Source organism: Methylorubrum podarium (assembly GCF_040270385.1).
GTDB lineage: Bacteria > Pseudomonadota > Alphaproteobacteria > Rhizobiales > Beijerinckiaceae > Methylobacterium > Methylobacterium podarium.
Genome location: NZ_JBELQE010000026.1, coordinates 1 through 18,297, shown reverse-complemented (window position 1 = coordinate 18,297; position 18,297 = coordinate 1). Strand labels below are relative to the sequence as shown.

16 protein-coding genes and 1 pseudogene are annotated in these 18,297 nt (G+C 62.8%); 9 read left to right on the top strand and 8 right to left on the bottom strand.

From position 1 onward, the window contains the following. Window positions 1–710: 710 nt before the first annotated feature. From ABS772_RS03795 to ABS772_RS26395, 3 genes are all read right to left on the bottom strand, one after another. Window positions 711–1,082, bottom strand: a complete 372-nt coding sequence (locus tag ABS772_RS03795; protein WP_350392293.1) for a hypothetical protein — start codon at window positions 1,080–1,082, stop codon at window positions 711–713. Between the two features lie 611 nt (window positions 1,083–1,693). After that, a protein-coding gene (locus ABS772_RS03790) for an IS3 family transposase (RefSeq protein ID WP_350392297.1) occupies window positions 1,694–2,838 on the bottom strand; the annotation gives its coding sequence in 2 pieces (ribosomal slippage) (window positions 1,694–2,556 and window positions 2,556–2,838; 1,146 coding nt in all). Window positions 2,839–3,389: 551 nt separating this feature from the next. Continuing rightward, a complete protein-coding gene (locus ABS772_RS26395; RefSeq protein WP_407942958.1) occupies window positions 3,390–3,521 on the bottom strand; it encodes a hypothetical protein in 132 nt (43 codons plus the stop codon). A 151-nt stretch (window positions 3,522–3,672) separates the two neighbouring features. Here ABS772_RS26395 and ABS772_RS03775 point away from each other — a divergent pair. Further along, window positions 3,673–4,432, top strand: a pseudogene (locus ABS772_RS03775) (IS5 family transposase). Window positions 4,433–4,608: 176 nt separating this feature from the next. Here the strand turns inward: ABS772_RS03775 and ABS772_RS03770 are convergent. The 3 genes from ABS772_RS03770 to ABS772_RS03760 form a co-directional block, all read right to left on the bottom strand. Continuing rightward, entirely contained in the window at window positions 4,609–5,208 is a 600-nt protein-coding gene (locus ABS772_RS03770) for a phasin family protein (protein WP_350392292.1), read from the bottom strand. Window positions 5,209–6,681: 1,473 nt separating this feature from the next. After that, window positions 6,682–7,083, bottom strand: coding sequence for a response regulator (locus ABS772_RS03765; RefSeq protein ID WP_350392290.1), 402 nt, complete (start codon window positions 7,081–7,083; stop codon window positions 6,682–6,684). A 7-nt stretch (window positions 7,084–7,090) separates the two neighbouring features. Continuing rightward, a complete protein-coding gene (locus ABS772_RS03760; protein ID WP_350392288.1) occupies window positions 7,091–7,261 on the bottom strand; it encodes a DUF3606 domain-containing protein in 171 nt (56 codons plus the stop codon). Window positions 7,262–8,172: 911 nt separating this feature from the next. Here ABS772_RS03760 and ABS772_RS03755 point away from each other — a divergent pair. The 6 genes from ABS772_RS03755 to ABS772_RS03730 all read left to right on the top strand — a co-directional run bounded on the left by ABS772_RS03755 (window position 8,173) and on the right by ABS772_RS03730 (window position 13,536). Beyond that, window positions 8,173–8,325, top strand: coding sequence for a hypothetical protein (locus ABS772_RS03755; RefSeq protein ID WP_350392286.1), 153 nt, complete (start codon window positions 8,173–8,175; stop codon window positions 8,323–8,325). A gap of 627 nt (window positions 8,326–8,952) precedes the next feature. Further along, the gene (locus tag ABS772_RS03750) at window positions 8,953–9,834 is read left to right on the top strand and encodes an STAS domain-containing protein (RefSeq protein ID WP_350392284.1); all 882 of its coding nucleotides are present in this window, start codon (window positions 8,953–8,955) and stop codon (window positions 9,832–9,834) included. Between the two features lie 4 nt (window positions 9,835–9,838). Beyond that, entirely contained in the window at window positions 9,839–10,243 is a 405-nt protein-coding gene (locus ABS772_RS03745) for an STAS domain-containing protein (RefSeq protein WP_350392282.1), read from the top strand. Further along, window positions 10,224–10,628 carry an ATP-binding protein gene (locus tag ABS772_RS03740; protein ID WP_350392280.1) on the top strand — a complete coding sequence of 135 codons (405 nt, stop codon included), beginning with the start codon at window positions 10,224–10,226 and terminating at the stop codon, window positions 10,626–10,628. The genes ABS772_RS03745 and ABS772_RS03740 overlap by 20 nt, the downstream gene beginning before the upstream one ends. Before the next feature lie 2 nt (window positions 10,629–10,630). Then, window positions 10,631–11,638, top strand: coding sequence for a SpoIIE family protein phosphatase (locus ABS772_RS03735; protein WP_350392278.1), 1,008 nt, complete (start codon window positions 10,631–10,633; stop codon window positions 11,636–11,638). Then, the gene (locus tag ABS772_RS03730) at window positions 11,635–13,536 is read left to right on the top strand and encodes an ATP-binding protein (RefSeq protein ID WP_350392276.1); all 1,902 of its coding nucleotides are present in this window, start codon (window positions 11,635–11,637) and stop codon (window positions 13,534–13,536) included. The genes ABS772_RS03735 and ABS772_RS03730 overlap by 4 nt, the downstream gene beginning before the upstream one ends. Window positions 13,537–13,580: 44 nt before the next feature. On the opposite strand, the gene ABS772_RS03725 is transcribed toward ABS772_RS03730, so the two are convergent. Next, window positions 13,581–14,327: an SDR family NAD(P)-dependent oxidoreductase gene (locus ABS772_RS03725; RefSeq protein WP_350392274.1), complete on the bottom strand. Its 747-nt coding sequence runs from the start codon at window positions 14,325–14,327 to the stop codon at window positions 13,581–13,583. A gap of 120 nt (window positions 14,328–14,447) precedes the next feature. Continuing rightward, on the bottom strand, window positions 14,448–15,362 hold the full coding sequence (locus ABS772_RS03720; RefSeq protein ID WP_350392272.1) for a LysR family transcriptional regulator: 915 nt from the start codon (window positions 15,360–15,362) through the stop codon (window positions 14,448–14,450). A 2,060-nt stretch (window positions 15,363–17,422) separates the two neighbouring features. Between ABS772_RS03720 and ABS772_RS03715 the strand changes: the two genes are divergently transcribed. Continuing rightward, window positions 17,423–17,710, top strand: coding sequence for a co-chaperone GroES (locus tag ABS772_RS03715; protein ID WP_350392295.1), 288 nt, complete (start codon window positions 17,423–17,425; stop codon window positions 17,708–17,710). A 100-nt stretch (window positions 17,711–17,810) separates the two neighbouring features. Then, window positions 17,811–18,297 (top strand): TCP-1/cpn60 chaperonin family protein (locus ABS772_RS03710; RefSeq protein ID WP_350392270.1); only part of this gene is annotated, 487 nt, incomplete at its 3' end.

Here is an 18,297-nt window from a genome sequence, read left to right as displayed (position 1 = left end):
CCTGTTAGCTTCCCCGATCTGGCCTTCCGGCTACCCATGGCAGCGGCCATGCAGTAGCCTCTCACTCGGCTCGGTCCAAAATACCGGTCAGGTCACGGCTGCGACAAGTCTACCAGCGTCCGGGTATCCTCGTCCCAGGGCGTCACTCCGGGACCGCGAAGGCTGACGCGCAGCGTGAACCAGCCAACTTGGCAGAGAGGCGTGGCCGTCCAGGCATTCCTTTGCCCGGATTTCGGCAATCTCAAGCCTCGACCATTCAATTCGTCAAATGCGATGCTAAAATGGGGTGTTTGAACCAATGCCTTATCTAACGAATTTCATTGATGAGGCGGAAACTATTGGCGGAAATGATGACCATCAAATGTTCTGTTTTCCTGCTTGCCATAGCAGCGTGTGCATCAACCGCGATCGCTCAGGAGGACTCTGCCGCAACTCGCACATCCTTCGATGAGGCTCGCTGGCAAAAGCAATGCGTGGACAAGGCGGACTACGACAAGCTTGGATCGGATTTGCGGCCCACGTTTATGCTTCAATGCGTCGCAGGTGCTAAGCTTGAAACTTCTTCGAAGGCCGCGGTGCAGAAGTAAAAGCGCCGCGCGATCAAATGGAGCACTATCTTCCAATCAGCAAGAGACGCTGACCACTTTTGCGGTTGCGTGGGTAGAGGGCGCTGCAAGGCGATTTTACCCGAGCTATTCAATCTGTCGCAGCTATGAAAGAGCGACGGCGACAAGGATGCCAATCAGGAAGATAGCCGCGAAGATAGGGACTACCCGATGTTCGATGCTCTGCCCGCGCATGAACATGAAGGCATTGAGAATTGCATAGGCGATTCCGCCACCGAAAGCTTCTCCGACAGCCGCAACAAAGAATACTTCGGTGTATGATTCTAGCGATTGCCCTCTTATAATATAAAACCCGCTCATTGATAGTGCGCCATAAAACATCAGCCCAGAAGATAAGAGCCAAGACTGCCGACCACTGCCGCGCTCTCTCTGAACCGCCCTCCACGCAAGTGCGAACAGGAACGCGTTAAGGACCGTAGCAGCAGCAATCGGCGGCAACAGGCTGGTGAGCGGCAAGGCATTGGTGTCCTGACGGGCTTTTTTATGTGGCGAGTGGTGTCGCTCTCGGCAACTCATCCGTTCTCTAGAACGTGAGCTTGTACCTGCCACATTGATCACACGACCCTACAGAACTCTGTAAAGGCTGCCTTGCCTCAGCTGTCACTTATGCTCATGGGCTGAACCTTGAGCTTAACAGCTTCGACCATGAGGCCGCCGTGCCGGACTTCGTCGGGCAAGTCCGAGTAGTCATAGTATCCAGCCTCATGCGCCATAGCGTCGAGCGCCCCAACCTCATTGTGGGCCGAGCCCACCCACAGCACAGCGTCCGTACTGCGCTGCCTGACTCGAAAAACCTTCATCGCTGCCTCCGCCATACTGCCCGAGAGGCAAGCGCCGGGTGGCACTGGGTGTTCCGTTCCACCTTGCAGCGGCTCTACCGGGTCGGAACTCTGCCATTCATCCGTCCTTATCTCTATCGAGGCAAAACGAGGGAGGCGCGTCGCGCCCGACGAGAACCCCGCAAAAAATCGAATCGTAGGCTCGCGTCCTTCCGACCAAACTCTGGGCGAGGATCACAAGCCCGAGATGCCGTCGAGCCTCTGATCTTGCCCCCTATTTGCCCCCGTTCATAACCAGAGTCCGTTCAGGTTCTGGTCCTGGTTGGACCGGTTTGCAAACGCGTTCGGGGTGAGCCCGCCGAGGCTCGTGTGAGGGCGGCAGGTGTTGTAGTCCACCCGCCACGCCTCGATGAGGGTCCGGGCCGCCGGCAGGCTCCGGAACAGGTGCTCGTTCAGGCACTCGTCGCGCAAGCGCCCGTTCAAGCTTTCAACGAAGCCGTTCTGGTGCGGCTTGCCAGGCGCGATGTAGTGCCACTCGACCGCACGCTCTTCCTGCCAGCGCAGGATGGCGTGCGAGGTCAACTCGGTGCCGTTGTCCGAGACGATCATCAGCGGCTTGCCCCGGCCCGCGATGATCCGGTCGAGTTCACGCGCGACGCGCTGGCCGGACAGCGATGTGTCGACCACTAGCGCGAGACACTCCCGCGTGCAGTCGTCGACCACGACCAGAATGCGGAAGCGCCGTCCATCGTCGAGCGTGTCGGAGACGAAGTCGAGGCTCCAGCGCTGGTTCGGCTCCTGTGGCACGGCGGCCGGCGCTCGCGTGCCAAGGGCTCGTTTGCGTCCACCCCGCCTGCGCACCGACAGCCGCTCCTCCCGATAGAGGCGGAACAGCTTCTTGTGGTTCAGCGTGAGGCCCTCCCGCCGCAACAGAATGAGCAGACGCCGGTAGCCGAAGCGACGGCGCTCGCCGGCCAGGCTGCGCAGGCGTACCCGCACAGCCGCATCGTCACCTCTCGTCGAGGCGTAGCGGTACATCTTCGGCTCCAGGCCGATCAGCCCGCAGGCGCGACGCTGGGAATAGCCCTTCTCCGCGATGGCCCAGCTCACGGCTATTCTCCGTGCGCCGGGCGTCAGAAGTTTTTTCCCAAAGCCTCACGCAGCGTCGCCACGTCGAGCATCGCCTCGGCCAGGAGCTTCTTGAGCTTACGATTCTCCTCATCGAGCGCTTTCAGACGGCGCGCGTCTGAGACCTCCATGCCGCCGAAGCGCGAGCGCCACGTGTAGAACGTCGCGTCGCTGATGCCGTGGCGGCGGCAGATCTCGGCCACCGGCAGCCCGGTTTGCTGCTCCTTCAGGATGCCGATGATCTGCTTCTCGCTGAACCGCTCTTCTTCATCGTCCGTCTCCTCATCGACGGACCCTAGCTTCAGAAGGAGGGCTGGCCAGGGGGCAAGGGCAGGTCAGCGCCACCGTCGTGTCGGCGGTCGCGAATTGCAACGCCGCCTTCGCACCGCTGCCGTGGGCATCGTAGGACAGGGCGCCCGCCGTATTGTTATAGAGGATGCGGTCATCCGCATCGACCTCAACGCCCGCCACGCTCAGGTCCTTGAATGCCGAGGCTGTAGCAACGCAGGCAGAATGCGGCGAGCTTGGCGTCGGTGTTGTCTGTCGTATTGTGATTGCGGTGAGCGGCAGACAGCACCACTCGTGTCGTGCGGGTCGATGCCAATACGTCGAGCGCACCGGCTTGCCTCGGCCATTTCGCCAGAAACGGGCATCGGCGGCCCACCATCGCCCGTTGCGGAGATTGCGACGATGCGTCCGTCGGGACGCCCGCATCCCTCACATAGCCCTCGAGCGCGACCGAAGCGGATCATCGCCGAGAGCTGCGGCCAGTCGGTCGGGTAGAGGAAGCGGTGCTCGCACCGGATCGGCATGGCTGCGACCACAAACAGCCAATGGCCATGCTTGTGCTGAGCGTCTAGGTCGCCGTCAGCCGCCGGGCGTTGACAGCCACATGCTTGTGGTAGCGCGCGACCACGGCATCACAGGAGCCGCCTGTCATCAGCAGGCCGGAGGCCTCGATGAAGGCGCTGACTTTCTCACGTACCATCTGCTGGGCCTCAGCGCAGCCCGCAGAGCCGCCCCGGGCGAGCTTCATGGGCCGAAGTTCGACAACCCTTTGAGCCTCTAGGTCGCGAACCCATAATGGCTGGCACGGTTGAGCCGCGGCATCGTTAGCCCTCTGAGCAGGAGGGGCCTGGATGGCGCGGTTTGACCTGACAGATGCGGAGTGGGCGGTGATCGAGCCGCTGTTGCCGACGGACGTGCGCGGCAAGGAGCGCGTGGACGACCGGCGGGTTCTGAACGGGGGATCTTCTGGCGGCTGCGCACGGGCGCACCCTGGGCTGATATCCCGGCGCGCTACGGTCCCTACACGACCTGCGGCAACCGCTTCCGGCGCTGGCGCAAGCGTGGCATCTGGGACCAGCTTCTGGACGCGGTGTCAAAGGCTTACGACGGCGACCTGCAGATGATCGACGCCACGAGCGTGCGGGTGCATCAGCATGCAGCCTGCGCCCAAAACAAGAGGGCGGATCCGGTGGCATGGGTCGCTCGCGCGGCGGCCTGACGAGCAAGATCCACGCGCTGGTGGATGCCGAAGGTCGTCCCGTGGCGCTGAAGATCACGGAAGGCCTAGCGCATGACGGGCGTTCGGCCGCCGACATGCTGGGCGGGTTGAGTGCCGGTCAGATCCTGCTGGGTGACCGAGCCTACGACAGCGACGCGCTGCGGACCCGGATGGCCGAGCAAGGTGCATGGGCAAACGTGAAGCCGATGCCCCACCGCAAACAGGTGCTGGCCTTCAGCCCGTTCTTGTACAAGTACCGCAACCTCGTGGAGCGCTTCTTCAGCAAGATCAAACACTTCCGAGCTGTTGTTACGCGCTACGACAAGGATCCCGATAACTTCCTGGCCAGCGTCAAGCTTGCAGCCCTGCGGGTCTGGCTGCGAGCTTTATGAGTCCGCGACCTAGAGCCAGCAGGGCCACGGCAAACGGGTTGTACATGGCGTGCTCCGCGCCACGATGAGCCGGAGCCCGTACGACTGAGAAAATGAGAAGGAGCGGCCGAAGCGACCGCTCCCCTTAGCTCAAGGCGAAACCCGAGATCGTGACTCGGGTTCGGGTGCCTTGCGCCTCAGCGCACGAGCGTCGGAGCCTGCGCAACGCTGGCGAAAGCCTTGCCGGCCTCTTCAACGGCGCGCGCCGAGGTCTCACTAATGACCCGGCTGTCCTGAACGATGTGCTGCAGGCTCTCGCGGGCTAGCTCGCTCTGGATCGTTGCAAACTCCTGGACAGATTGGGCCCGAGTCAGTTTGTTCACCCCGTCGAGGTTGCGCTGCCACTGACGCTGACCAAGTTCAAACCAATGGCGCGAGGCATCTTGGAAGGCTTGCGTCAGAACCGTGCCGCAGCGTGTGACCGCTTCCATATTCTGCTTAGACTGGCGAGCGAGGAGCTCACTGTCCTCACCGGTGAAACCAAGCGTCTTATTGAAATGCTCCGTGGCCTCGCGCGCTTGCTGCGAAGCCGTCTCGACGCTCCGCTGCACAATCTGCTTGGCGTTCTCGCTGGTCTGCTCGCGCAGATCAGTCATTCTGTTCACACCGTCACGCGTGGCCTCGGCGAACTGCTTACCCTTCTCAGCGGTCCTATCGATGTTTGCCTTGGCCGTGTCGGTAGCCTTGTCGCTCTGCTCGGCATGCTTGGTCTGGTTGGAATTCGGATTGACGGTCATTGTGGCTTCCTTCCCTATAGACAGTGAGCCCAAGGCAATTATACCTAAGAAAAAACTCACCTAATCTCATTTGGCAAACCGCGCTTCTGCGCCTGTTGCACAGCACCTAAGTCGATATTTTGAATTTTATTTCAAGCCCGTCGGGTCAATTTGGGGATGATTTATTTAGCAGCGGACGACTCGAAGGGTCGGGGTCCCGATCTAGGTCTCTGATCGCATTGCACAATGCCGGGACTGGGCGAAAGACCGGAAACAGTGCCGGGCTGAACTAGGGCGTGATCCGCATGGGCTTGTCGCAAACTTGGCTGCGAGCCGTAGAAGGATCTCTGTCGCCTTCGTTCATGTGGGCAACAAGCGGAACTCGGTGAACCGTTAGGTCAACGTTAGGGAGGCTGGCACGGGCAACCTTGTCGGGTTGTAGGCGAGGGCTGCTGGAAAGCTTTGGCCGATCGAAGGCCCGCCCGTTCGTCAACGGAATTACATCGCGTCAAATCAAAAATGCCTGCGCAGGGGCGATTATTATTTTTCGTGCGCTACATACCATAGATGAAAACGAACCTGATCCAGCGCCGCTTCGTTGTTTCGATGCTCGGCGGTCTCTGCTGCGGCGCCCTGGTACTGGGTTTGCTCACGTCACTATGGCCCGCTCAAGCTGGCCCGATCTCGCCAATCGCTGTCGGCTTGGCAGGGGTGCTCAGTCTGGCTGGAGGAGCTTTCGGATCCCTCTCTGCTCTGCGTCAGACCAAACGCGGCTGAAGCACGAGGCGCGAGAATTGCCGGTAGTTCGTTGGCTTTCGCGTGTCTGATGCGATGCGGCAACTGGTTTCTTGATGGTCGCCGCATCGCTCGCTTTCAGACAAGTCCAGACGGTAACGACATTTCGGCCGCAGCCGACCGTCCATAATTGCGAGGAAAAGCCATGACAAAGCGCGAGAGCGTTGAGCGCGACATTGCCACTATGCAGGCGTCCCTGCGCTTGGCCGCCGATGTAATGGCGAACCCAGGCGTCTCGCGGGAAGCTGCAAGGCGCGAGCGATCCTCCATCCCTTGCCTGGAGGCTCACCTGTACGCCCTTGGTGAGCAGCTTAGGCGCTTGCCGTCGAACGTACCGGAAGCTTAAGGCTTCAGCCGTCACAAAGGGCTCCGATGCTCTTCGCTTTTCGTACCGTTGTCCTGAAGCATCGCGAGGTTATTGCCGTCCTCGCGACCTATACAATGTTTCTCAGCATGACACTGGCCCTCGCTTGGCTGATTTCCTGAACGCTCCTTAATGGGGCGCCGACCAACACTCTGTCACGGTGCCTTAAACGGCACAGCCGGAAGTATCATCTTGATTTATTGATTGTAAATTAGAGTTTGGCAAGCGCATATATTTGATTTTGGCATGCCAACAGATCCAATCATCTGTGGCTTTTACATGGTCAGCAAGACCGGAAAGGCTTCCAACGCCGGACGGCTGCCTTGCTCATATAGTCAAATGCTGCCGGTCTGTCGCGAGACGATTGCATAGACTGCGCTGACGAGTTCAGATCCACGGCAGGGCTTGCTCCTGAACTGCACTCCGCTCGGGAGTTGGCCCAAACTCGGCCGGTCGGCGCCGGAGAGAACGACAACACCGATCTTTGGCCAGCGTGCGGTGACGCTACGCAGTAATTCATGGCCACCCATGCCCCCGAGAGGCATGTCGAGGTCGGTGATCACGACCCGGATATCATCCCGGGTGGACAGGATCGCCATTGCTTCGTCCGCGTGCCGTGCCTCGAACACGATCATGTTCGCTTCGGTGAACACGTCCACCGTTTCCATTAGCAAGATCGGTTCATCCTCGACGACAAGCACTCCGACCTGATGGTTTTGGAGGGGCGCCTGCATCATTTTGGTCTCAGGGCCTGGGCTGGCCGAGGTAGGCGGCCACGGTTGTCGCGCGCGAGCAGACCATTCGCACGGCCTTGCGCAGGCGCTTCTCGGTCACACCGAAGTGTGCCATCCAGGCTTCCCGCGCGATACGGTCGTTGATGTTGATATGCTCGGCGGTAATCGGGGTGACAGACATGCCGTCGCGGCTCCCAAGGTCCCGCTCGGCGATGCCGAGCGCTGCAGGGTCAATGATCGGCGGTCACGATGGTTGCTGATTGAGAAGCTATCAGCGGGATCGGCTTCATAGCCGCAACTTCATTTCCTTATCGGCCTTGCAACCTAGCTCGCTCGAAACGCATCGAGAATGGTCGTTTTGGACGTTTCGAGTGAGCTGGGGTCGCAAGGCCGGTGAAGAAGCCAACCGTGGCTTTGAAGCCGATCCCGTTGGTGTACGGCACGAGGGCGAAGGGCTTTGCCCAACACGATATCCTAGGTGTAGCTTGGCCGTGTGATTATCGTGAAGCACCAGCTCGCCGCTCTCGTCTCCGCTGCCTACCGCACCCCGGAGGGCCTCCACGTGGGCGCATGATGCTTTCCGGCAGTGTCTCCGCCTGAAAGTGAGGCGATCGAGGTCGGCGCTGAACGTCCGTTCAAACGGAAAGCAACCTTTATTTTTGCCGAGTGTTTGTAATAGGCGACAATTTTAACGACGGATTGCAGCGCCATACTCCAGGTTATTTGTTTACATGATTGCCAGCAATAATTTTTGAGTTTCGGATAAATCATGGAGGATTGGTATGTCTGTGTCTTCACGTTTTGGACGCAAGCTGCCTCTGCCCCCGGTTTCAGTTATCAAGCATCAGCTTCGAATGATGACAGCAGCTGAATCGCTGACCGAAGCACTTCGGGTTGAAAAGGGCAGTCCCATGGAAATTGCAGCCGTGATTAGAGGACTCGCAGAGAAATATCATCTGTCAACCGACCGAGCCTATATGCTAATGGACAGACTGAAGGTTGATCGCGCAATGCTTAGACTTGCTTGACGAGCCCCTGCTTACAGGCCCCAAACTTTTCCGGTGCGGGAGCCGCCACGGCCAGGCTCATCCGATGCGTCTTGTGCAGCTTGAAGAAGTTGTACAAGGCAATTTAGTGCCGACCGCTTCGGCGGAAAGCCTCTGGCCTTTAGGTTCGGTCGGCATTGGCGATCACGCGCAGATTGTGGTCGATCCGGTCAATCTGCTCCTGGCAGTCGGCGAGTAGCTGCTGCCGAGCGCGGCCGATGGCAAGTCCGTCCATCCCGTGCAGCTTTGTGTCATTTCTGTTTCCAAGTGCGCTCCGCGTCCAGACGGGTCAGGGCGCTTCGTGCGCGTCGATGTGAACGACGGACGTCGACCGGGGCGGCAGCCGAGCTGAAGGCAAGTCAGCAGTCGGCGAGCTTAAGTACGGGCCTTACCTTCTGACACCAGCGTGTCGTGATGGGGGCTCTGCGCCGATGGCTGGCTCCGATGAGACAGGGCGCGTGCATCAGCCAGTGAGGGCGGATCACCACGTCGAGGTCTGCCGCGAGATCGAGAGCCTCGCCGTAGATCTCGCGAGCGTAGTAGCGGCACCGGACGGCGAACTGGCGGTCGGCTCCGCACGTTAGGACTGTAGTACGCCCTCGCAGGCGATTGCGGGCCTGTTGAGGCCAAGGAGCGGCCCACATGTCCGGCTGCCGCTTCCCGACCGTCCGGGACCGGAGGGCAGGTCGACGGGCAGGCGATCCGTGAGGCCACCCAGGCTCGACAGCTCCTATGGGTCGAGGCCTTCGTCGCCGACGGCTATCGCGGCCCGTCCGAGTGAGCTAGACGCTGGGAGAAGGAAACACGATCGAACGGTGAGGACCTGATGGCGACCGATGGTACCAAGGTCCTTATCGAGACGGTCACCAGAGAGGAGCGCGCTATCCTCGACGGGTGGCTCGGCCTGTTGAAGGCGAACGGTTCTCTGCGCTCCGGCCGCATCCGCGAGGCGGAACTCGAAACCCAGGCCAAGTCGGTGCTTGCGCAGTTTCGTGACGCCCTCGGCTCCGCCGGAACGGATGAGACCGCGGATGCCTACGGCACCCTACACGACACGCTTGCCAACATCTCCCGCTCGCGCGCCATCCAAGGCTTCACCCCGACCGACACCGCCAACTTCGTTCTCTCCCTCAAGGAGCCGATCTTCGACGCCCTGGGCCGAGTTTCCGGTCAGGACGCCTCGCAGGTTGCGGCCGGGACCTGGTCCGCGAGCAAGGTGCTCGACCAACTCGGGCTGCTCACGATGGAGGTGTTCCTCCAGAGCCGCGAGGAGGTGATCGGAAGGCAGGGTGAGGAGATCGCCGAGCTCTCGACGCCGGTCGTGCGCCTCTGGGACGGCATCCTCGCCCTGCCCCTGATCGGCACCCTCGACAGCGCCCGCACCGGCGTCGTCATGGAGAACCTGCTCCAGGCCATCGTCGACGAGGAGGCGGAGATCGCCATCATCGACATTACCGGGGTTCCCACCGTCGACACGCTGGTGGCGCAGCACCTGCTCAAGGCTATCGCCGCCGCCCGCCTCATGGGCGCCGACTGCATCGTCTCCGGCATCCGGCCCCAGATCGCCCAGACTATGGTCCACCTCGGCGTGGAGTTGAACGTCGTCTCGAAGGCGACGCTGGCCGACGCCTTCGGCCTGGCCTTGCGCCGGACCGGGCGCGTCGTCGTGCGCAAGGCGCCCGCCGCCCTCGACGACGCCCGGCGGTAAGGCCATGGAGCGCATTCCGATCCTCAAGCTCGGTGGCGCGCTCATTGTCACCATCCAGGTCGATATGCACGACCGACTCGCGGTGGCCCTGGAGGAGGACCTCACCGCGATGATCGCGCGCACCGGCGCGCGTGGCGTGCTCATCGAGATCTCCGCCCTGGAGATCGTCGACTCTTTCATCGGCCGGATGCTCGACAACATCGCCGCGGTGTCGCGGGTCCTCGATGCGGAGACCGTGGTCGTGGGGATGCGGCCAGCCGTTGCCATCACGCTGGTCGAGCTCGGCCTGACGCTGACCGGCATCAAGACGGCCCTGAACGTCGAGCGCGGGATGGCGATGATCCGGGCCCGGCTCGACGAGGAGGACGCCCAAGGCCCTGGGAGTGCCCGTGGCCACGACGAGGACTGAGCGCCTGCCGATACGCTCCGGCGACGATGTGGTGCGGGTTCGCCAGGTGGTTCGGAGCCTGGCCTTGGAGGCGGGCTTCGGCCTCGTTGACCAAACCAAGATCGTCACCGCGGCGAGCGAGCTTGCCCGCAACACCCTGGATTACGGCGGCGGCGGCGAGGCACGCTGCGAGCTCCTGCAGGAGGGGCGCCGACGCGGCCTGCGCCTCACCTTCGAGGACGAGGGCCCAGGCATCGCGGACATCGAGAAGGCGCTGACCGACCATTACACGACCGGGGGTGGCCTCGGTCTCGGACTAGGCGGTGCCAAGCGGCTCTCCAACGAGTTCCATATCGAATCGACCGTCGGCATCGGGACCCGCGTGACCATCGCGCGTTGGAAGTGACCATGATCAGTGTCCCGGTGACAGAGGCGAGCCAGGTCGCGGACGCCAGGCGTCGGGCGAACGGCGTCGCGCAGACGCTCGGCTTCGACGAGACGGCCGCCGGCCGCGTCGCCATCGTCGCGACGGAGCTCGCAACGAACCTCGTCAAGTACGGGACGAACGGCGAGGTCCTGCTCGGGACCTTCGAGGACGAGACCGGCACGGGTGTCGAGATCATCGCCCTCGACCGGGGACCGGGGGTCGTCAACCTCGCCGACGCACTCCGCGACGGGCATTCGACCGGGGGTAGCCCCGGCACGGGCCTCGGGGCGGTCAGACGTCAATCGCTGGCTTTCGACATCGCCGCATGGCCCGGGCGAGGTCTCGCCGTGCTCGCTCGGGTCTCCGGCACGACGAGCAAGGCATCGGCCTCGGAGCTGTCTCCCATCCCTCGCTTCGGTGCGGTCGCCGTGCCATTGCGCGGCGAGGTCGTGAACGGGGACGCCTACTGCATCCGCCCGCACGATGGTGGATGGACCGCGCTCGTCGCGGACGGGCTCGGGCACGGGCCCCTGGCCGCACAGGCGTCCGAGGCGGCCGTACGCGTCTTTCGCAAGCACGAGCGGGAAGCGCCGGGCCGTATCCTCGCGGCCGTCCATGCCGGTCTCGGCCACACCCGCGGCGGGGCCGTGTCCGTGGCCCGCTACGAGCCCAGGCGCGGCATGCTGGTCTTCGTCGGCATCGGCAACGTCACCGGCGCAGTGATCACGAACGGCGTGATCAAGCGGCTCGTCTCGCTGCCTGGGACCGCCGGAGTCGTCGCAAGGCGCATCCAGGAGTTCGAGCAGCCCTTCACGCCGCGCAGCCTCCTGGTGATGTGCTCGGACGGCATCGGCACGAGTTGGACGCTCGACAGCTATCCAGGCCTCCTCGCCGCCCATCCGAGCCTCATCGCAGCGGTGATCTACCGCGACTTCGCCCGCGGACGCGATGACACCACGGTCGTGGTCGTCCGTGAGCCCACCCCATGAGGTGGCCGCTCGTCACGATGCTGGTCGCGCAGGAGGAGGACATCTTCACCGTGCGACAACGCGCGCGGCGCGTTGCCGGGCAACTCGGCTTCAGCCCGGCGAACCAGACCCGGATCGCCACTGCCGTCTCCGAGATCGCCCGCAACGCCCACGACTATGCCGGCGGCGGTCGCATCGAGTTCGGCGTCGGCGCCGCCGGTGTTCGTCAGTTTCTGGTCATGCGCGTCGTCGACCAGGGACCCGGCATCGCCGAGCTTCACGCGATCCTGGAGGGCAGCTACCGCTCCGCCACCGGCCTCGGCATCGGCATCACCGGTTCGCGGCGGCTCATGGACCATTTCGACGTGGTCACGGACCCGAGCGCCGGTACCGTAATCACCTTGGGAAAGGACCTGCCGGTCGGACGATTGCCCCTTAACGGACCCGCGGTCGCTGCTCTTGCGCAGGCCATGCGCGGGTGGAGCGAGGAGCCGCAGGCCGCGTTGCGCGAGCAGAACCGCGAGCTGCTCACCAGCCTCGCAGAGCTCACGGAGCGGGAGGAGGAGGCCCGCCGCCTCAACGCGGAGCTTGCCGAGACCAACCGGGGCGTGGTCGCCCTCTACGCCGAACTGGAGGCGCAGGCCGGGCAACTACGGGAAGCGGGCGCCACGTTGGAGGACCAGGTCGCGGCCCGGACCGCGGAACTCGCGCAGGCGAACGAGCGCCTGAAGACCGAGGCCGCCGAGCGCGAGCGCATGAGCGAGGACCTGCGCCAGTCGCAGAAGATGGAGGCGGTTGGCCAGCTCACCGGCGGCATCGCGCACGACTTCAACAATCTTCTCACCGGCATCGTCGGCTCGCTGGACTTGATGCAGAGCCGCATCGCGCAGGGCCGGACCGAGAAACTGCAACGCTACATCGAGACCGCGATGGCCTCGGCCAACCGCGCCGCGGCGCTGACCCATCGCCTCCTGGCCTTCGCCCGACGCCAGCCGCTCGACCCAAAGCCGACGGACGTGAATGCGCTGATCGAGGGCATGTCCGACCTCCTGCGCCGAACCACAAGAGAGGCCATCGAACTGCGCGTCGAGCCGGAGCCCGGCCTCTGGCCGACGCTGTGCGACCCGCACCAGCTCGAGAACGCCATCCTCAACCTCGTCATCAACGCGCGGGATGCGATGCCCGAGGGTGGCATGCTCAGCGTCGTGACCTCGAACGGCCGCCACGATCCGTCCGACCCCGACCCAAGCAAGCGGCTGCTTCCCGGCGACCACGTCTGCATAAGTGTCTCGGATACCGGGGCGGGCATGCCGCCTGAAGTGATGAAGCGGGCGTTCGACCCGTTCTTCACCACCAAACCGCTTGGCCAAGGCACCGGGCTCGGCCTGTCGATGATCTACGGCTTCGCGCGCCAGTCGCAGGGGCAAACCGATATCGCGAGCGAGGTGGGACGCGGCACCACGGTGCGCATCTGCCTGCCGCGCCATGCCGGCATCTTGGTCGAGCCGGCCGAGTTGCACGAGGTTGCCGAGGTCCCACGCGGATCGGGCGAGACGGTGCTGGTGGTCGAGGACGAGCAGGTGGTGCGGGACCTCATCGTCGAGGTGCTGCATGACCTCGGTTACCAAACCCTCCAGGCCGCGGACGGACCCTTAGGATTGAGGGTGCTGCAGTCACCCACCCGCATCGACCTTCTTGTCACGGATGTCGGCTTGCCGGGCTTGAACGGGCGGCAACTCGCCGACCACGCCCGCGAGACCCGTCCCGATCTCAAGGTCCTGTTCATGACCGGCTACGCGGAAGGGGCCGCGACACCCTCCGGCTTCCTTGATCCGGGTATGGCCCTCATCACCAAGCCCTTCACCGTCGACGCGCTCATGTCGCGGATCAGGGCGATTATCGAGGGCGACGAGGTCTGAGTGATGTCCATGTCAGCGTTCCTCCGCTTTTCCTGAAACATCGCTCAGAGCGACCAGCCGCCATCGACCGAGATCGACGCACCGGTCACGAACGCCCCGAGGTCCGAACACATCCACAGGACGGCCTCGGCAATCTCCTCGGGCTTGCCCAGCCGCCCGACCGGCTCAAGGTCGATCGCCTTCTGGATGTCGCCACCAGTGAAGCGATCCATCATCGGAGTCTCGATGTTACCGGGCAGGACGGCGTTCACCCGGATGTTCGCCTTCGCATAGTCGAGGGCAGCCGACTTGGTAAGGCCGATCAAGGCGTGCTTCGAGGCGGCGTAGCTCGCGCCTCCAGCTACGCCCCTGATCCCTGCACCGGACGAGGTGTTGACCACCACGCCACCACCCTGGCGCAGCATTTGTGCGATCTCGTGCTTCATGCAGACGAATGTGCCGCGCAGATTGATGTCGAGGATACGGTCCCACTCGTCGAGGGCGATCTCATGGACAAGAGCGGCCTTGTTTTCGACGCCCGCATTGTTGAAGGCGCAGTCGAGGCGTCCGAATCGATCGACGGCTTGGGCCACCGCACCCTCGACGTCCTCCGGCACCGACACGTCGCACCGGATCGCGATCACCTTGCTGCCAGCCGCTTCGATCTCGGCGCGAAGCTGCTCCAGCACAGCCTCCGTGCGGTCGGTGATCGCCACGCATGCCCCCTCTCTCGCAAAGGCGATGGCGGCGGCGCGGCCGATGCCGCTGGCTGCGCCCGTGATGAAGGCGACCTTTCCGGTGAAACGGTGCATGTCTTGATCTCTCCGCTGACCTCAATGAGATGCCAGACGTAGAGGTCGTGCGGGCGGTCGATCAGCGGTTCGTCCCTCAACGGAACGATGAGCGGATTTCATCGTCGAACGAAGCGGAGGCTACAACCCAAGCGGCTTCTCCTCGCGAATCAGATCGATGAGGAGCCGCAATCCGGTCGGCACCTGGCGACGTCCGGGATAGTAGACGTGGAAGCCAGCACCCAGTGATGCCCAATCCGCAAGCACGATGCGGAGTTCGCCGCGCGCAACCGAGGTCTTGACGCATGGCTCGGGGAGGTAGGCGAGCCCGCCTCCTGCCACCGCGAGCGAGAGGGCGAACTGAGTGTTGTCGATGGTCACTGCACCGGGAACGTCGAGCGCGATTTCCTCGTCTGCCATCTCGAACTCCCAACGGTAGAGACGGTCATCGCCGAGGCGGATTCGCAGGCATCGGTGGGCCGCGAGTTGGCGCGGATGTTCGGGTGTCCCATGTTGGTCGAGATAGGCCAGAGCACCGACCACGACCCAGCGCAGATCGGCTGAAAGGCGCTGCGCCACCATGTCCTGCGGGACCGTTCCGCCATAGCGGATACCTGCATCGGCTCCAGTCCCCACGACGTCGAGCAGATCGTTGGACACCCGGACGTCGATCTCGACATGCGGGTAGCGCTCGTGGAAGCGAGGCAGTACGGGTGCGAGGAGCAACGTGCTCGCATGTTCGAGCACGTTGAGGCGTATTCGCCCGGTCGCCTGCGTCGGATCACGGTGTTCGTTCAGCCCGTCGAGCGCGGTGCCGATCGCCGCGAACGGGGCGTCCAGCGAAGCGAGGAGGTCCTCCCCGGCTGCGGTGAGAGTGATGCTGCGGCTGGTGCGGTTAAAGAGGCGCACGCCGAGGCGCGCCTCCATGGCCTTGAGCCCATGGCTCAGCGCGGAGGCGCTAACTCCAAGCTCTACACCGGCCCTGCGAAAGCTGCGGTGGCGCGCGATAGCGAGGAAGGTCCCGAGGTCGGCCAAGTCGGTCCGATTGATCCGCATCAGAGCAGTGAAGCCCCTGCTTACGAGAAAGCAATCCTTATTGCGTGGCTACCACGCAGGGTCGGAGAAAGAATGTCCGCTCCCAAATCGAGGAGCGGACTCCGCTTCCCATCCTCAACGGTCGTCGCGGATGGGGCAGAGGTTCGATTTGAACCTCTGGCGAGCGGCAAGCCGGCCAAGGACGCCCGCGCCTACCTGTTCATCGTGCCGAGCACGCGCATCAGCCCGGTGATTACGGCCCCGAGGGAGCGGCCGCACGCGCGATCCGAGATCACGATCGGGCCGATCACGACGTTCGCGCGCGAGACGCCCGAGGAGGTGGCGCGGGCGCCGTGCGTGGGCCGCCGTCGCCGTGATCAAAAGCTGACGCGGACGCGGCGACTGTTTCCAACCCAAGACGCCCATCAAAATTCAACGAATTTAATCTCAGTTGGGACTAAAATCTAACTGATCTATAAATAACTGTACGATTTCGCTACCAGTTCATGGATATTTCCAAGCCATTGATTATATCCGTATTCAGTTTATTTCCATCAGCGGTACAGGCCAGATTATGCCCTTATCTAAGGCACTTTACGAAGACTTGCTGCAAAATCCGTGTCCATCGTGTGGAACCATACATGTACGGAAAGGTGCGTGGTTTGCAACAGCCGCAAAGTATCAATGCTACCAATGCGATACAACAATTTTCTTAACTTACCCGCAAAAGATTGAATTATTTGCTTTGCATCAAAGCGAAAAAGATAAGATCGAACTCAGATAAAGATTTAATCAACAAATATCCCTTTGACCCTCTTCCTCAATAGAACGAGGCCTGGAAGATTTAATCAACTTAAAATCAGCAGCTCACTTGTGGCAGATCTTCAGCTCGCAGATCTGGACTGCGGCCTCCAACAGTCTGCGGACATCGGCCCGGCGATCGAGCGCACGCGGCCATACATCGGCGAGTGGTACTGGACGGGGGAGCTTGGGCTAGGCGCGCCGCCGTCCTGGTGACGACGTCGTGTCTAGCCATCTGTGTGGTGGGGATAGACCGCTCGCCTCAAACAGATCACTGATGCCGTACACGCAATCAGCCCTCCGCGTGCACCTCTCCCGCCCCGCACGGTCCGCCGACGCGGGGCTTTTTGTGCGGTTTCAGACCGAGCCAGGACATTGCCGGCCCCAGCCGGTTGCCCGGCATGGACCATGGCGGTTCGTACCTGAGACTCACCCCGCCCGGCTCAACCGCGGCGGGGCTTTCTCGTTTCAGGCCACCGCGACAATCCACAAGAGACGCGACAGCCGGCGGGACATCAGCGCCGCCCGCCCACGGGATGGATTGCCGCCGACATCAGCATAGTTAGCCCAGCGCTGAGCAGCAGGGAGAGGGCGACAAGGAGCGCGGCCTCGGCGTCGAATCCATTCGGCAACGGGCGCCCAATGACGAACGGCCATGCATGTAGGCACGCTGCGCCGATGGGAGCGGCAACGGCTAGGACACAGAGAGCCTCGAAGAGCCAGCGGGGCATAGCGGGACGGTAGCACGCCCGTGGCTCGCCGCCATCCTCTGCTCTTCGGGCCGATCACGACGTTCGCGCGTGAGACGCCGGAAGAGGTGGTGCGGGCGCCGTGCGTGGAGCGAGAGGCGCCGCGATAATCGATAGCCGACCCTAGGGCCGCTTCCGACCCATTGCGAGAGTTCGGAGGGTCCCCTTCCGAGCAGTCCAGTGGACCAATTTTGGCTATTCTTGGCTGACCGCGGAACATCCCTCTGGGGCGAGGCCCCTCAGAGAAGCGATATACCGTTCTCAGTCCACGGCAGCCGTACCGCAGCGGAATCAGCGCACTGAGTCAGGCGGCGCTCAGCGGCCTTATTCGAATGGATGCGCCGGCCGCTACGAGGTACCCCGGCAAGCGAAAGCGCGGTCTTTGTTGGCTGTCACAGGATTAGCACTCCCGCATGGTAAGTGCTAAGAATGCCTCGGTCGGGCCGCGAGGTTCTGCTTTGCCGCTATCTCTCCCGCGACAGCGCCAACCATATCGGTTGGATCTCGCTTGGGAACGACCAGGATCTCACTATGAAATTCCGTCCGCTGCACGACCGCGTGGTGCTCCGTCGCATCGAAGGCGAGGAGAAGACCAAGGGCGGGATCATCATCCCCGATACGGTCAAGGAGAAGCCGCAAGAGGGCGAAGTCATCGCCGCGGGACTAGGTGCACGCGACGAGGCGGGAAAGATCAACGCCCTCGACGTGAAGGCCGGCGACCGTGTCCTGTTCGGCAAGTGGTCGGGTACCGAGGTCAAGATCGACGGTCAGGACCTCGTGATCATGAAGGAATCCGACATCCTAGGCGTCATCGGCTAGCTCAAATTTAGGCCGCTTGCGGCCTTTGACGACGACTTGTCCTTTGAGGCGCCCGCTGTGGTGTGCCTCGGGCCGAACGACAGATGATGAGCTGCCCACCATGTCCGCCAAAGACGTTCGCTTTTCGGTCGATGCCCGCGAGAAAATGCTGCGCGGTGTCGAACTGCTCGCCAGCGCGGTGAAGGTGACGCTAGGCCCGAAGGGCCGCAACGTCGTGATCGAGAAAAGCTACGGTGCGCCGCGCATCACCAAGGACGGTGTGACCGTGGCCAAGGAGATCGAGCTAGTCGACAAGTTCGAGAACATGGGCGCGCAGATGGTGCGCGAAGTGGCCTCCAAGTCGAGCGACACGGCCGGTGACGGCACCACCACGGCGACCGTGCTCGCCGCCTGCATCGTCCGGGAGGGCGTGAAGTACGTCGCCGCCGGAATGAACCCGATGGACTTGAAGCGTGGCATCGACCTCGCCACCCAGGCCGCGGTGAAGGATATCACCGCCCGCGCCAAGAAGGTCGCCTCCTCCGAAGAGGTCGCCCAGGTCGGCACGATCTCCGCCAACGGCGACACCGAGATCGGCGAGATGATCG